Below are 13,716 nucleotides of genomic sequence, written 5' to 3'. Positions count from 1 at the left end.
TCGATCGGCTCTACTGCAAGGAGGCACGGGTGCCGCTGCTGACCCGTATCAGGGGACCGCGCGATCTGGACCGGCTCAGCCTGGAGGAGCTGAACCAGCTGGCAGAGGAAATCCGGAGCTTCCTCGTCGAATCCGTCTCCAGGACCGGCGGTCACCTCGGCCCCAACCTCGGCGTGGTGGAGCTGACCATCGCTCTGCACCGCGTCTTCGACTCGCCGCGGGACAAGGTGCTGTGGGACACCGGCCACCAGTCCTATGTGCACAAACTGCTCACCGGCCGCCAGGACTTCTCCAGACTGAAGATGAAGGGCGGCCTGTCCGGCTACCCCTCGCAGGCCGAGTCCGAGCACGACGTCATCGAGAACAGCCACGCCTCCACCGTGCTGGGCTGGGCCGACGGCATCGCCAAGGCCAACCAGCTGCTCAAGCGGGACACCCACGTCGTCGCGGTCATCGGCGACGGCGCGCTGACCGGCGGCATGGCCTGGGAGGCGCTGAACAACATCGCCGACGCCAAGGACCGCCCCCTCGTCATCGTCGTCAACGACAACGAGCGCTCCTACGCCCCGACCATCGGCGGTCTCGCCAACCACCTCGCCACCCTGCGCACCACCGACGGCTACGAGCGCTTCCTCGCCCGGACCCGCGAGCTGCTGGAGCGCACCCCGGTCGTCGGCCGGCCGCTGTACGACACCCTGCACGGGGCCAAGAAGGGCCTGAAGGACTTCATCGCCCCGCAGGGCATGTTCGAGGACCTGGGCCTGAAGTACGTCGGTCCCATCGACGGCCACAACATCGAGGCCCTGGAGTCGGCGCTGTCCCGCGCCAAGCAGTTCAGCGGCCCGGTCATCGTGCACTGCATCACCGAGAAGGGCCGCGGCTACCAGCCCGCCCTCCTGGACGAGGCCGACCGCTTCCACGCCGTCGGCAAGATCCACCCCGACACCGGGCTGCCGATCGCCACCTCCGGCGCCGACTGGACCAGTGTCTTCGGCGACGAGATGGTCAAGCTCGGCAAGGAGCGCAAGGACATCGTCGCCATCACCGCGGCCATGCTCCATCCGGTCGGCCTGGACAAGTTCGCCAAGGCCTTCCCCGACCGGGTCTACGACGTCGGCATCGCCGAGCAGCACGGCGCCGTCTCCGCCGCCGGCCTCGCCTACAGCGGCCTGCACCCCGTCTTCGCCGTCTACGCCACCTTCCTCAACCGTGCCTTCGACCAGGTGCTGATGGACGTGGCCCTGCACAAGTGCGGTGTCACCTTCGTCCTGGACCGGGCCGGCATCACCGGCACCGACGGCGCCTCCCACAACGGCATGTGGGACATGTCGATCCTCCAGGTCGTCCCCGGCCTGCGCATGGCAGCGCCGCGTGACGCCGACCAGGTCCGCGCCCAGCTGCGCGAGGCCGTCGAGGTGGACGACGCCCCGACCGTGGTCCGCTTCTCCAAGGGCGCCGTCGGCCCCGCCGTCCCCGCCGTGGGCCGCATCGGCGGCATGGACGTCCTGCGCGAGCCCGGCACCGACACCCCGGACGTCCTGCTCGTCTCCATCGGCGCCCTCGCCCCGATGTGCCTGGAGGCGGCCGAACTCCTCGACAAGCAGGGCATCACCACCACCGTCGTCGACCCGCGCTGGGTCAAGCCCGTCGACGAGGCCATGGCCCCGCTCGCCGCCCGGCACCGCGTGGTGATCACCGTCGAGGACAACTGCCGCGTCGGCGGTGTCGGCTCGGCCATCGCCCAGGCCCTGCGGGACGCCGACGTCGACGTACCGCTGCGCGACTTCGGCATCCCGCCGCGCTTCCTGGAGCACGCCTCCCGCGCCGAGGTGCTCGCGGAGATCGGCCTGACCGCGCCGGACATCGCGCGCCAGGTCACGGAGCTGGTCTCCCGGCTCGACGGGCGGTTCGACCGCCCGGCCGCCGAGGCCGACACGATGCAGTCCGCGCGCGACTGAGCCGTCCGGCTCACAGCCCGAAGTCAGGGCCGATCGGGCCGGTTCCGCGACCTTACAGCCCTTACAGGTGGCGGAACCGGCCCTGCTGCGTGAATCTGCCAGTGCCGGGGCAACACGCATCCCCAGCCCCTCGATCGGGTCGAGGACGACAACCGGGGAGGTAGGCCGTGACCAGCACGCTCCTGAGGACGAAGAACGTAGAGCAGTCCATCCAGGACACCGAGGAACCGGAACACGCGCTACGGAAGTCCCTCTCCGCCCTCGACCTGACCGTCTTCGGCGTCGGCGTCATCATCGGCACCGGGATCTTCGTCCTCACCGGTGCGGCCGCCCGGGACATCGCCGGCCCCGCCGTGTCCCTGTCCTTCGTCCTGGCCGGTGCGGTCTGCGCGCTCGCCGCGCTCTCCTACGCCGAGTTCGCCTCCACGGTCCCGGTGGCCGGCTCCGCCTACACCTTCTCCTACGCCTCGCTCGGCGAACTGCCCGCCTGGATCATCGGCTGGGACCTGGTGCTGGAACTCGCGCTCGGCACGGCGGTGGTCGCCGTCGGCTGGTCCGGCTACATCCACTCCCTGCTCGACAACGTGGGCTGGCAGCTGCCCGAGTACCTCGCCGGAAGGGAGACCGCCACCGGCTTCGGCTTCGATCTGCTGGCCGCCCTTCTCGTCCTGGCCCTCACCGCCATCCTCGTCGTCGGCATGAAGCTCTCCGCGCGGTTCACCTCGGTCGTCGTCGCCATCAAGGTGGGCGTCGTGCTCGTCGTGATCATCGCGGGCGCGTTCTTCGTCAACGGCGTCAACTACGAGCCGTTCATCCCGCCCGAGCAGCCGACGGCGGCGGGCGGCACCCTCGACGCGCCGCTCATCCAGCTGCTGTTCGGCTGGGCGCCCTCGAACTTCGGCGTCATGGGCATCTTCACCGCCGCCTCCGTCGTCTTCTTCGCCTTCATCGGCTTCGACGTCGTGGCCACCGCCGCCGAGGAGACCCGCAACCCGCAGCGCGACGTGCCGCGCGGCATCCTCGGCTCCCTGGTCATCTGCACCCTGCTGTACGTCGCCGTGGCGGTCGTCGTCACCGGTATGCAGAAGTACAGCGAGCTGTCCGTGGACGCCCCGCTCGCCGACGCGTTCAAGGCCACCGGGCACCCGTGGTTCGCGGGTCTGATCAGCTTCGGTGCCGCGGTCGGCCTGACCACGGTGTGCATGATCCTGCTCCTGGGGCAGAGCCGCGTCTTCTTCGCGATGAGCCGCGACGGCCTGCTGCCCCGCTTCTTCTCGCGCACCCACCCGCGGTTCGGCACTCCCTACCGCCCGACCATCCTGCTCGGTGTGGTGATCGCCGTCGTCGCGGGCTTCACCAGTCTGAGCGAGCTGGCCGAGCTGGTGAACATCGGCACGCTGTTCGCCTTCGTCATCGTCGCGCTCAGCGTGATCATCCTCCGCAGGAGCCGCCCCGACCTGCACCGTGCCTTCCGGACCCCGCTGGTCCCGCTCCTTCCGGCTCTCTCGGTGCTCGCCTCCCTGTGGCTGATGCTGAACCTGCCCGCCGAGACCTGGCTCCGCTTCGGCATCTGGATGGCGATCGGCATCGCCGTCTACGCCCTCTACGGCCGCACCCACAGCCGCCTCGCGCATGCCGGGAGCCCACCGGAGAAGACGGCGCCGAAGACGGACGGGTAGGCCCTGCCAGGCGGGCTCCCCGCCACCGCGGCGGGGGTGCGGGACCGCGGTCGCGGGAGGGGAGCGCCGTCCGTCCGCGGGCCAGGGGCGTCCGGTCTCTCCGGCCGGTCCTCAGCCGTGCACCGTCCGCGGGCCGGTGACCTCGGCTCCCCGCTCCGTCACGCGACGGCGCAGCTCGCGGTCGGCGGTGACGACCAGGACGGGACGGTCACCGGCGCGCTCGACGAGTCCGACGATGTGGTCGTCGCCGCTGCCGGGGGCCGACTCGACCCGTACTCCCGGCACCGGCTCCACCCCGCGGGCCGCTCCCTCCACGACCAGGACGACGTCCAGCGGCCCGGGACGGCCCGGCAGACCGGACTCGGCGTACGCCACCAGCCGGTCCCGCAGGCGCTCCGCGGCCCCGCGGCGGTCGCGCCACCAGCCGTCCGGGACGGAGCCGACGACGTTCGCGCCGTCCACGACGAGCAGAGGCAGGGCAGCGGTGTCCCGGTTCTCGGGCATGGGCTCGGACCTTCCCCGGGCCGCGGCTCCGGCGACCCGTGATCTCGGCGACGGCGGCACGGCCCCGCACGTTCTGCGGGCTCCCCGAACGGGCCGCCTCGCCCGTACATCCATGAAGACGAGGCCGTCCCGGGGACGGACGAAGCGACGGCCCGGCGGGCCGTGCCGTGCCCCCGATCCTGCCCGATCCCGCCCGGCCCCGGCCGGGTCCTCCTCCGGGCGGGCCGGCGGACGGCCCAGAGCACGGCGAAGGGCCCCCGCCGTGGCGGGGGCCCTCTCGGTACGGGTTCAGCACGGGTTCAGCGCGGTGCGGGCGTCACGCCGGGACCGACGCCACCCCGGGCTCGAGGAACCGCTTGCCGTTCACCCGCTCGCTGATTCCCTCGCGGTCCAGGTACGGCGTGATGCCGCCCAGGTGGAAGGGCCAGCCGGCGCCGGTGATCAGGCAGAGGTCGATGTCCTGGGCCTCGGCGACGACGCCCTCGTCGAGCATCAGGCCGATCTCCTGGGCCACCGCCTCCAGGACCCGGGTGCGGACCTGCTCCTCCGTCAGGACCGTGTCGCCCTGCTTCAGCAGCGCGGCGACCTCCGGGTCCAGCGTGGGCCGGCCGTCCTCGTAGACGTAGAAGCCGCGCTTGCCGGCGTCGACGACCGCCTTGAGGTTCGGGGAGACCTTGAAGCGGTCCGGGAACGCCTTGTGCAGGGTCTCCGAGACGTGCAGGCCGATGGCCGGGCCGACCAGCTCGAGAAGGACCAGCGGCGACATCGGCAGGCCCAGCGGCTCCACCGCCTTCTCCGCCACCTCGACCGGGGTGCCCTCGTCGATGGTGTTCTGGATCTCGCCCATGAAGCGGGTCAGGATGCGGTTGACCACGAACGCCGGAGCGTCCTTGACCAGCACCGCGGTCTTCTTCAGCTTCTTGGCCACCGCGAAGGCGGTCGCCAGCGAGGCGTCGTCCGTCCGCTCGCCGCGGACGATCTCCAGCAGCGGCAGGACCGCGACCGGGTTGAAGAAGTGGAAGCCGACGACCCGCTCGGGGTGCTTCAGCTTCGAGGCCATCTCCGTCACCGACAGGGAGGAGGTGTTCGTCGCCAGGATCGCGTGCTCCGGGACGACCGCCTCGACCTCGGCGAAGACCTGCTGCTTGACACCCATCTCCTCGAACACGGCCTCGATGACGAAGTCCGCGTCCGCGAAGCCCTCGGCCTTGTCCAGCACACCGGTGACCAGCGCCTTGAGACGGTTGGCCTTGTCCTGGTCGATACGGCCCTTGCCGAGCAGCTTGTCGATCTCGGAGTGGACGTAGCCCACACCCTTGTCGATGCGCTCCTGGTCGATGTCGGTCAGGACGACCGGCACCTCCAGCCGGCGCACGAAGAGCAGGGCGAGCTGGGAGGCCATCAGGCCCGCGCCGACCACGCCGACCTTCGTCACCGGGCGCGCCAGGTCCTTGTCGGGCGCACCCACCGGGCGCTTGGCACGCTTCTGGACGAGGTTGAACGCATAGAGGCCGGCACGCAGCTCGCCACCCATGATCAGGTCCGCGAGGGCCTCGTCCTCGGCGTCGAAGCCCTGCTGCAGGTCGCCGTTCCTGGCGGCGGCGATGATGTCCAGGGCGCGGTAGGCGGCCGGGGCCGCGCCATGCACCTTGGAGTCGGCGATGGCCCGGCCGCGCTCGACGGCCTGGTCCCAGGCCTCGCCGCGGTCGATCACCGGACGCTCGACCTCGATCTCGCCCTTGAGGACGGACGCCGTCCAGACCAGCGACTGCTCCAGGAAGTCCGCGCCCTCGAACAGCGCGTCGGCGATGCCGAGTTCGTGGACCTGCTTGCCCTTGAGCTGCTTGTTCTGGTTGAGGCTGTTCTCGATGATGACGGAGACGGCCTTGTCCGCGCCGATCAGGTTCGGCAGCAGCGTGCAGCCGCCCCAGCCCGGGACCAGGCCGAGGAAGACCTCGGGGAGGGAGAAGGCGGGGACGGCCGCGGACACCGTGCGGTAGGTGCAGTGCAGACCGACCTCGACACCGCCGCCCATCGCCGCGCCGTTGTAGTAGGCGAAGGAGGGGACGGCCAGCTTCGACAGCCGCTTGAAGACCTCGTGGCCGCCCCGGCCGATGGCCAGCGCGTGCTCGCGCTGCCTTAGCAGCTCCACGCCCTTGAGGTCGGCACCGACCGCGAAGATGAACGGCTTGCCGGTGATGCCCACGCCGACGATCTCACCGTCCGCGGCCTCCTTCTCGACCTGGTCGAGGGCGGCGTCGAGGTTCGCCAGCGACTGCGGGCCGAAGGTGGTCGGCTTGGTGTGGTCCAGGCCGTTGTCCAGGGTGATGAGGGCGAAACGGCCCGCGCCCAGCGGAAGGTCGAAGTGGCGTACGTGCGCCTGCGTGACGACCTCGTCCGGGAACAGCTCGGCCGCGGCCTTCAACAGCTCAGCGGTGGTGCTCACTTGTCGCCTCCGTCGAAGTGCGGGTTCTCCCAGATGACCGTGGCGCCCATGCCGAAGCCGACGCACATGGTGGTCAGGCCGTAACGGACCTGCGGCTGCTCCTCGAACTGGCGGGCCAGCTGCGTCATCAGGCGGACGCCCGAGGAGGCGAGCGGGTGACCGAAGGCGATCGCACCGCCGTACTGGTTGACGCGCTCGTCGTCGTCCGCGATGCCGTAGTGGTCGAGGAAGGCCAGCACCTGGACGGCGAAGGCCTCATTGATCTCGAACAGACCGATGTCGCCGATCCCGAGCCCCGCCTTGGCCAGCGCCTTGTCGGTGGCCGGGATCGGGCCGTAGCCCATGACCTCCGGCTCCACACCCGCGAAGGCGTAGGAGACCAGGCGCATCTTGACCGGCAGGCCGTGCTCGCGGGCGAACTCCTCGCTCGCGATGATCGAGGCGGTGGCACCGTCGTTCAGACCGGCCGCGTTGCCGGCGGTGACCCGGCCGTGCACGCGGAACGGCGTCTTGAGGTTGGCCAGCCCCTCCAGGGTCGTCCCCGGGCGCATCGGCTCGTCGGCCGTGACCAGGCCCCAGCCGGTCTCGCCGCCCTCGGGGTTCGTCCGGCGGACCGCGATGGGGACCAGGTCCGGCTGGATCTTGTTGTTGGCGTACGCCTTGGCGGCCTTCTCCTGCGAGCGCACCGCGTACTCGTCCGCACGCCGCTTGGTGATCTGCGGGTAGCGGTCGTGCAGGTTCTCCGCGGTCATGCCCATGAACAGGGCGGACTGGTCGACCAGCTTCTCGCTGACGAACCGCGGGTTGGGGTCCACGCCCTCGCCCATCGGGTGGCGGCCCATGTGCTCGACACCGCCGGCGATGGCGACGTCGTACGCACCGAAGGCGATGGAGCCGGAGACCGTGGTCACGGCGGTCATCGCACCCGCGCACATGCGGTCGATCGCGTAGCCGGGGACCGAGGTGGGCAGGCCCGCGAGGATGCCGGCGGTGCGGCCGATGGTCAGGCCCTGGTCGCCGATCTGCGTGGTCGCGGCGATGGCGACCTCGTCGACCTTCTTCGGGTCGAGACCGGGGTTGCGGCGCAGCAGCTCCCGGATCGTCTTCACGACAAGGTCGTCGGCGCGGGTCTCGTGGTAGATGCCCTTCGGGCCTGCCTTGCCGAACGGGGTGCGGACGCCGTCGACGAAGACGACGTCCCTGACGGTACGAGGCACGATGGCTCTCCTCCAGGGTGCGGGATGGCACTGCCGCGCTGCGCTGAGCGCGCGCTCAGACCTATGCTACTCGCCGGTAATGTCGCTGCCCAGCCCCCACGCCTACAGCGGTGAAGGTCACACCATCGGAGGAGTTCTCGAACCGCGCGCACTGATGCACGCGCACGGGTGCAGGAGCCGGCGCGGGAGGCGGGCCCGGATCCTCCCGGCCGTCCATGACCTCATGACCTCATGACCTCATGACTTCATGGCGCTTCATGCCTTCGTGGCTTTCGCGGCCCCGTGACTTCAAGCTCTGTGACCTCGTGACGGCAAGGCGCCCTGTGACGGCACGGCGGGATGGCGCCCTGACGACGGCATGGCGCCATGACCCCATGACCTCACCGGTCGAGGGGAGCGACCGGGCGGGGCGCCCGGCACGGGCACGGTGGGCGGGGCGCCCGGCACGGGCACGGTGGGCGGGGCGCCCGGCACGGGCATGGGGGCACCGTGCGGCCGGCCGCGGTGTGCTGCTCGTATCCGCGCTGCGGCGCGGCGCCCTACGACGACGGGGCGTCCTTGACCGACAGCGCGTCCACCAGCACCGGTGCCACCTGTTCCACCTGCCAGGGGCGCGCCCCGTACGCGGTGAGCGCGGCGCCGACCGAGTCGAGGTCGGCCTTCCTCGGCGGCTCCCAGCAGAGCCGCCGCACCGTGTCCGGGGCGATGAGGTTCTCCTGCGGCAGACTGAGCCGCTCGGCCAGCGCGGACACCGCGCTCTTCGCGGCGGACAGCCGGGCCGCCGCCGCGGGATTCTTGTCGGCCCAGGTCCGGGGCGGCGGGGGCCCGGTCACCGGCTGTCCGGGCTGGGGCAGCTCGGAGTCGTCGAGATCTCTGGCCCGGTCGATCGCGGCCTGCCACTGCTCCAGCTGCCGCCGTCCCATGCGGTATCCGAAGCCGTTCAGCGCGGCGAGGGCGTGCACGTCGGCCGGAAGGGAGAGCGCGGCCTGCACGATGGCCGCGTCCGACAGCACCTTGCCCGGTGAAACGTCTCGTCGCCGGGCGATGCGGTCCCGGGTCTGCCACAGCTCCCGCACGACGGCGAGCTGCCGTCTGCGCCGTACCTTGTGCACCCCGGAGGTGCGCCGCCAGGGGTCCTTGCGGGGCTCGGGCGGCGGGGCCGAGGCGATGGCGGCGAACTCCTGCAGGGCCCACTCGAGCTTGCCCTGCCGGTCGAGCTCCTTCTCCAGCGCGTCACGCAGGTCGACGAGGAGTTCCACGTCGAGCGCCGCGTACCGCAGCCAGGGCTCGGGCAGCGGGCGGGTGGACCAGTCGACGGCGGAGTGGCCCTTCTCCAGGGTGAACCCGAGCACGCTCTCGACCATCGCGCCGAGCCCGACCCGCGGGAACCCGGCGAGCCGGCCGGCCAGCTCGGTGTCGAACAGGGTGGTGGGCACCATGCCTATCTCGCGCAGGCAGGGCAGATCCTGGGTGGCGGCGTGCAGCACCCACTCCACGCCGGACAGGGCCTGGCCGAGGCCGGACAGGTCGGGGCAGGCGGCGGGGTCGATCAGTGCGGTGCCGGCGCCCTCGCGGCGCAGCTGCACCAGATAGGCGCGCTGGCCGTAGCGGTAGCCGGACGCTCGTTCGGCGTCGATGGCGACGGGGCCGGAGCCGGCGGCGAAGGCGGCGGTCACCCGGGCGAGCGCGTCCGCGTCGGCGACCACGGGCGGTATGCCCCCGCGGGGCTCGAGCAGCGGGATCGGCGCCTTGGTGTCCAAGGAGCCGCCATCGCCCGGAGGGGCGCCCCCGGTGATGCGCAGTGAACTGGCTGCTGCGGTCTCTTGGGCGTCGGTCACCTGTCAAGGGTATCCGTGGATGGACGGCGCCCGCCGACGGAACGTTCCGTCGGCGGGCGCCGGAGGGCCGTGAACCGGTCAGCCGAGGTCACATCCGGTTCTCGGCGGACATGGGAGAGACGGCCGGAGTCTGGGTGGGACCGAGTGGGGGACAAGGAGGGACTGGGGGCGAGGGGACAAGAGGAAGGGTGGGCACAGGGGACAGAGGGACGGGGAGCGGCCCGGCCGGTGGGCGGATGCCGGTGAGGAATCAGTGGATGATGCCGGTCCGCAGCGCCACGGCGACCATGCCGGCCCGGTCACCGGTGCCGAGCTTGCGGGCGATGCGGGCGAGGTGGCTCTTGACGGTCAGCGCGGACAGACCCATCGAGACGCCGATCGCCTTGTTCGACTGGCCCTCCGCCACCAGCCGCAGCACCTCGACCTCGCGGCCGGACAGCTCGCGGTAGCCGCCCGGGTGGCTCGGGGCACCCGGGGGGCGACGGTGCAGACGGGCGGCGGCGCCGATGGGGGCGGCACCCGGCCGCATGGGGAGCCCGACGTTGGTGCGGGTACCGGTGACGACGTAGCCCTTGACGCCTCCGGCGAGAGCGTTGCGGACGGCGCCGATGTCGTCGGCGGCGGACAGGGCCAGGCCGTTGGGCCACCCGGCGGCGCGGGTCTCGGACAGCAGGGTGAGCCCCGAACCGTCGGGCAGGTGGACGTCGGCGACGCAGATGTCACGCGGATTGCCGATACGGGGACGGGCCTCCGCGATGGACGACGCCTCGATGACGTCACGGACTCCGAGCGCCCACAGATGACGGGTGACGGTGGAGCGGACGCGCGGGTCGGCCACGACGACCATGGCGGTCGGCTTGTTCGGACGGTAGGCGACCAGGCTTGCGGGCTGCTCGAGGAGAACGGACACCAGGCCTCCTGGGGTGGGGGGACGGGGCCGGCTTGTGGGGATCAAGCCGGGACGAACCGTGCTTGCAAGGTCACAGTCGTCTTCGGCACCAAACCCGGTGTCCTTTAGAGAATGATCACGATCCGGTGACTGTTGCGGCGTGTAATTCGGACAGGCTGGCGACCATCCGAAGGTCAAATCGGTCCACTTTGGGCTGTTCAGGGTCGGTGTGTGCTCGAAAGTGGCCGTATCGACAAAGACACGGCAAGAAAACAACGAGACACTCGGACAGGTGTACGTGCGGGTGCGTGGTCGGCCGCGGTGTGGTACGGACCCCGCCGTGGGCGGACTACGTCCGGCCGGTGGAGCGGACTGTGCGCGGCCGAGGGCCGTGCCGTGGAGCGGACCTCGTGCGGCTGGGGGCCGTGCCGTGGACCGGACTCCGCAGGACCTCGGTGCGACTGCGGCCTCAGTGCGACTGCGGGCCGCGCCGCTGCGGCAGCGTCACCACCGACGCGTCGCCCGGCCCGGCCGGCGGCAGCCCGGCCACCTGCGCCAGCAGATCGCACCAGGAGGCGAGGTGGGCGGCGGTGTCCGGCACCCCGCCCAGACCCTCCCGGGGCGTCCAGGAGGCGCGGATCTCGATCTGCGAGGCGGCGGGACGTGCCGACAGCCCGCCGAAGTAGTGCGAGCTCGCGCGCGTGACGGTGCCGCTCGGCTCGCCGTACGTCAGCCCGCGCGTCTGCAGCGCCCCGGTCAGCCAGGACCAGCACACGTCCGGCAGCAGCGGGTCGGCCGCCATCTCCGGCTCCAGCTCCGCGCGCACCAGCGTCACCAGCCGGAACGTGCCCCGCCAGGCCTCGTGTCCGGCCGGGTCGTACAGCAGGACGAGGCGGCCGTCGGCGAGCTCCTGCTCGCCGTCGACGACCGTGGCCTCCAGCGCGTACGCGAACGGGGCGAGCCGCTGCGGCGGGGGGACCTGCTCGATCTCCACCTGCGGTCGCAGCCGCGCGGACCGCAGCGCGTCGACCGCGGCCAGGAAGGTCAGCGGTGCCTGAGCCGCCCTGCCCGCATTCCCGTGCCCGTCCTTCGCGTCGTCCATTCCGCCAGCGCCGTCCGACAGTCGTCCCTGAGCCGCAGCCATGCCGGGAAGATTAAGGGGAATCGCGCCTTTGTGCAGGGCAAGACACCCCGCTGCCTGCGACGGTGCCGCCCGGGGACCGCACACCGGGGACCCTGGTCCGGTCGGGGCATGCGAGACTGGCCGTGTGAGTGCCAACGACACGCCCGCAAGCCGGCAGCCGCAGACAGCCACCTACGACTCCGCCTTCCTCAGGGCGTGCAGGCGCGAACCCGTGCCGTACACCCCTGTGTGGTTCATGCGGCAGGCCGGGCGCTCCCTGCCGGAGTACCGCAAGGTCCGCGAGGGCATCCCGATGCTCGAGTCCTGCATGCGGCCCGAGCTGGTCGCCGAGATCACCCTGCAGCCGGTCCGCCGCCACGACGTCGACGCGGCGATCTACTTCAGCGACATCGTGGTGCCCCTGAAGGCCATCGGCATCGACCTGGACATCAAGCCCGGCGTCGGCCCGGTCGTCGAGCAGCCGGTGCGCACCCGCGCGGACCTCCGGCGGCTGCGGGACCTGACCCCCGAGGACGTCTCCTACGTCACCGAGGCGGTCGGCCTGCTCGTCCGCGAGCTCGGCCCGACCCCGCTGATCGGCTTCGCCGGCGCACCGTTCACCCTGGCGAGCTACCTCATCGAGGGCGGCCCGTCACGGACGTACGAGAACACCAAGGCGATGATGTACGGCGACCCCGAGCTGTGGGCCGACCTGCTGGACCGCCTCAGCGACATCACGGCCGCCTTCCTGAAGGTGCAGATCGAGGCGGGGGCGAGCGCCGTGCAGCTCTTCGACTCCTGGGCCGGCGCGCTGTCCCCGGCCGACTACCGCCGGTCGGTGCTGCCCGCCTCCGCGAAGGTCTTCCGGGCCGTCGCCGGGTACGGCGTCCCGCGCATCCACTTCGGTGTCGGCACCGGCGAGCTGCTCGGGCTGATGGGAGAGGCCGGCGCGGATGTCGTCGGCGTCGACTGGCGCGTCCCGCTGGACGAGGCCGCCCGCCGCGTCGGCCCCGGCAAGGCGCTTCAGGGCAACCTGGACCCGGCCGCGCTCTTCGCCCCCCGGCGGGCCCTGGAGGCCAAGGCCCGCGAGGTGCTGGACGCAGGCGCGAAGCTCGAGGGGCACGTCTTCAACCTCGGCCACGGCGTCATGCCCAACACCGACCCGGACGCGCTCACCCGCCTCGTCGAGTACGTCCACACGCAGACGGCCCGCTGAGCCACCCGCTCAGCAGGCCTCGCGCCACACCCCCAGGTCCGGCTTCTTCCGCATCGACGACAGCCTCAGCCTGCGCGATTGCGGACAGAACGCGTCGGCCGGCACCGCGTACTCCGCATGGAAGACCGCCTTGCCGGCCGCCACGAACGGGGTGAGCCGCTCGCACTCGCCGTACTGCGCGCACTCCTCGTTGACGGCGAAGTCGAAGTCGTCCACGAGCTGCGGGATCTGCGGAAGGTCGTTCTTGAGGCCGACCGACAGCCCGCGCTCGTGGGCGATCTCGGCGATCATGCGGTTGTAGCGGAGCTGGTCGTGTGCGGTGAGCGGGAACCCGGTGCGATGGGAGTACCCCTCCATCAGGTCGGGCTCCACCGCGTCGAAGCCCTTGTCCCGGCACATGTCGAACCGCCGCTCCATGATCGGGCGCAGCACGGAGACACGGCGGATGTCGAGCCAGCGCTCGCCCTGCCAGCCGTTGGCCGCGCCGAGCACCGAGCGGGGGAAGGCGTCCTTGTCGGGCCGGAAGTCCTCCCAGGCGCCGACGTTGATGTAACAGATCACCCTGCGGCCGGCCCGGTGCAGACGGGCCACGTCCGCCGCGGTGTTCTCGAAGCCGTCGATGTCGTAGACGGGCACGTCGACCGAGGGATCGACCCTGCCGTCGAGCTGCCACTGCCAGGCCAGACCGGGGCGTGGCCGCCACAGTCCCGTGCCGCCGGCGCCGGGCCGCGGGGACCCGCCCTCGTCCCGGCCGCCGCCGGAGCATCCGGTCAGCAGGGAGACCACCAGCGCGGTCAGTACGGCCGCGCACATCAGTGTCCTGGTCCTCATCGCTCCGTCCTGGTC

The 13,716-nt window shown here is 71.6% G+C and carries 10 protein-coding genes; 3 read left to right on the top strand and 7 right to left on the bottom strand.

Features of this window, described 5'->3' with window-relative positions; genetic code table 11:
• The first annotated feature begins 29 nt into the window (after positions 1 to 29).
• Together dxs and ABD224_RS00390 are read left to right on the top strand one after the other, a co-directional pair.
• Positions 30 to 1,958, top strand: a complete 1,929-nt coding sequence (gene dxs, locus ABD224_RS00395; RefSeq protein ID WP_344045398.1) for a 1-deoxy-D-xylulose-5-phosphate synthase — start codon at positions 30 to 32, stop codon at positions 1,956 to 1,958.
• Between the two features lie 167 nt (positions 1,959 to 2,125).
• Complete coding sequence (locus ABD224_RS00390) at positions 2,126 to 3,637, top strand: amino acid permease (protein ID WP_344045396.1); 1,512 nt, start codon at positions 2,126 to 2,128, stop codon at positions 3,635 to 3,637.
• Between the two features lie 111 nt (positions 3,638 to 3,748).
• On the opposite strand, the gene ABD224_RS00385 is transcribed toward ABD224_RS00390, so the two are convergent.
• The 6 genes from ABD224_RS00385 to ABD224_RS00360 all read right to left on the bottom strand — a co-directional run bounded on the left by ABD224_RS00385 (position 3,749) and on the right by ABD224_RS00360 (position 11,675).
• Positions 3,749 to 4,141, bottom strand: a complete 393-nt coding sequence (locus ABD224_RS00385; protein WP_344045394.1) for a PIN domain-containing protein — start codon at positions 4,139 to 4,141, stop codon at positions 3,749 to 3,751.
• A 316-nt stretch (positions 4,142 to 4,457) separates the two neighbouring features.
• Complete coding sequence (locus ABD224_RS00380; RefSeq protein ID WP_344045391.1) at positions 4,458 to 6,587, bottom strand: 3-hydroxyacyl-CoA dehydrogenase NAD-binding domain-containing protein; 2,130 nt, start codon at positions 6,585 to 6,587, stop codon at positions 4,458 to 4,460.
• Positions 6,584 to 7,804, bottom strand: a complete 1,221-nt coding sequence (locus ABD224_RS00375) for a thiolase family protein (protein WP_344045389.1) — start codon at positions 7,802 to 7,804, stop codon at positions 6,584 to 6,586. The genes ABD224_RS00380 and ABD224_RS00375 overlap by 4 nt, the downstream gene beginning before the upstream one ends.
• A 539-nt stretch (positions 7,805 to 8,343) precedes the next feature.
• Positions 8,344 to 9,642: a ribonuclease D gene (locus ABD224_RS00370; RefSeq protein WP_344045387.1), complete on the bottom strand. Its 1,299-nt coding sequence runs from the start codon at positions 9,640 to 9,642 to the stop codon at positions 8,344 to 8,346.
• Between the two features lie 250 nt (positions 9,643 to 9,892).
• Positions 9,893 to 10,552, bottom strand: coding sequence for a LuxR C-terminal-related transcriptional regulator (locus tag ABD224_RS00365; protein ID WP_344045385.1), 660 nt, complete (start codon positions 10,550 to 10,552; stop codon positions 9,893 to 9,895).
• A 448-nt stretch (positions 10,553 to 11,000) separates the two neighbouring features.
• Positions 11,001 to 11,675: a DUF3000 domain-containing protein gene (locus tag ABD224_RS00360; RefSeq protein ID WP_344045383.1), complete on the bottom strand. Its 675-nt coding sequence runs from the start codon at positions 11,673 to 11,675 to the stop codon at positions 11,001 to 11,003.
• A gap of 124 nt (positions 11,676 to 11,799) precedes the next feature.
• On the opposite strand from ABD224_RS00360, the gene hemE reads away from it, so the two are divergent.
• The gene (gene hemE / locus ABD224_RS00355; RefSeq protein ID WP_344045381.1) at positions 11,800 to 12,870 is read left to right on the top strand and encodes a uroporphyrinogen decarboxylase; all 1,071 of its coding nucleotides are present in this window, start codon (positions 11,800 to 11,802) and stop codon (positions 12,868 to 12,870) included.
• A gap of 9 nt (positions 12,871 to 12,879) precedes the next feature.
• On the opposite strand, the gene ABD224_RS00350 is transcribed toward hemE, so the two are convergent.
• The gene (locus ABD224_RS00350) at positions 12,880 to 13,701 is read right to left on the bottom strand and encodes an endo alpha-1,4 polygalactosaminidase (RefSeq protein WP_344045379.1); all 822 of its coding nucleotides are present in this window, start codon (positions 13,699 to 13,701) and stop codon (positions 12,880 to 12,882) included.
• Positions 13,702 to 13,716 lie beyond the last annotated feature (15 nt).

Origin of the sequence: Streptomyces thermoalcalitolerans (genome assembly GCF_039525155.1) — a bacterium.
GTDB lineage: Bacteria > Actinomycetota > Actinomycetes > Streptomycetales > Streptomycetaceae > Streptomyces > Streptomyces thermovulgaris.
The sequence above is the reverse complement of the archived record's forward strand: the minus strand, read 5'-3'. Positions and strand labels throughout refer to the sequence as shown.

Excerpts from the sequence above, each read along its gene's own strand:
- ABD224_RS00385 (WP_344045394.1), bottom strand. The coding sequence starts at position 4,141 with ATGCCCGAGAACCGGGACACCGCTGCCCTGCCTCTGCTCGTCGTGGAC.
- ABD224_RS00360 (WP_344045383.1), bottom strand. The coding sequence starts at position 11,675 with ATGGCTGCGGCTCAGGGACGACTGTCGGACGGCGCTGGCGGAATGGAC.
- ABD224_RS00350 (WP_344045379.1), bottom strand. The coding sequence starts at position 13,701 with ATGAGGACCAGGACACTGATGTGCGCGGCCGTACTGACCGCGCTGGTG.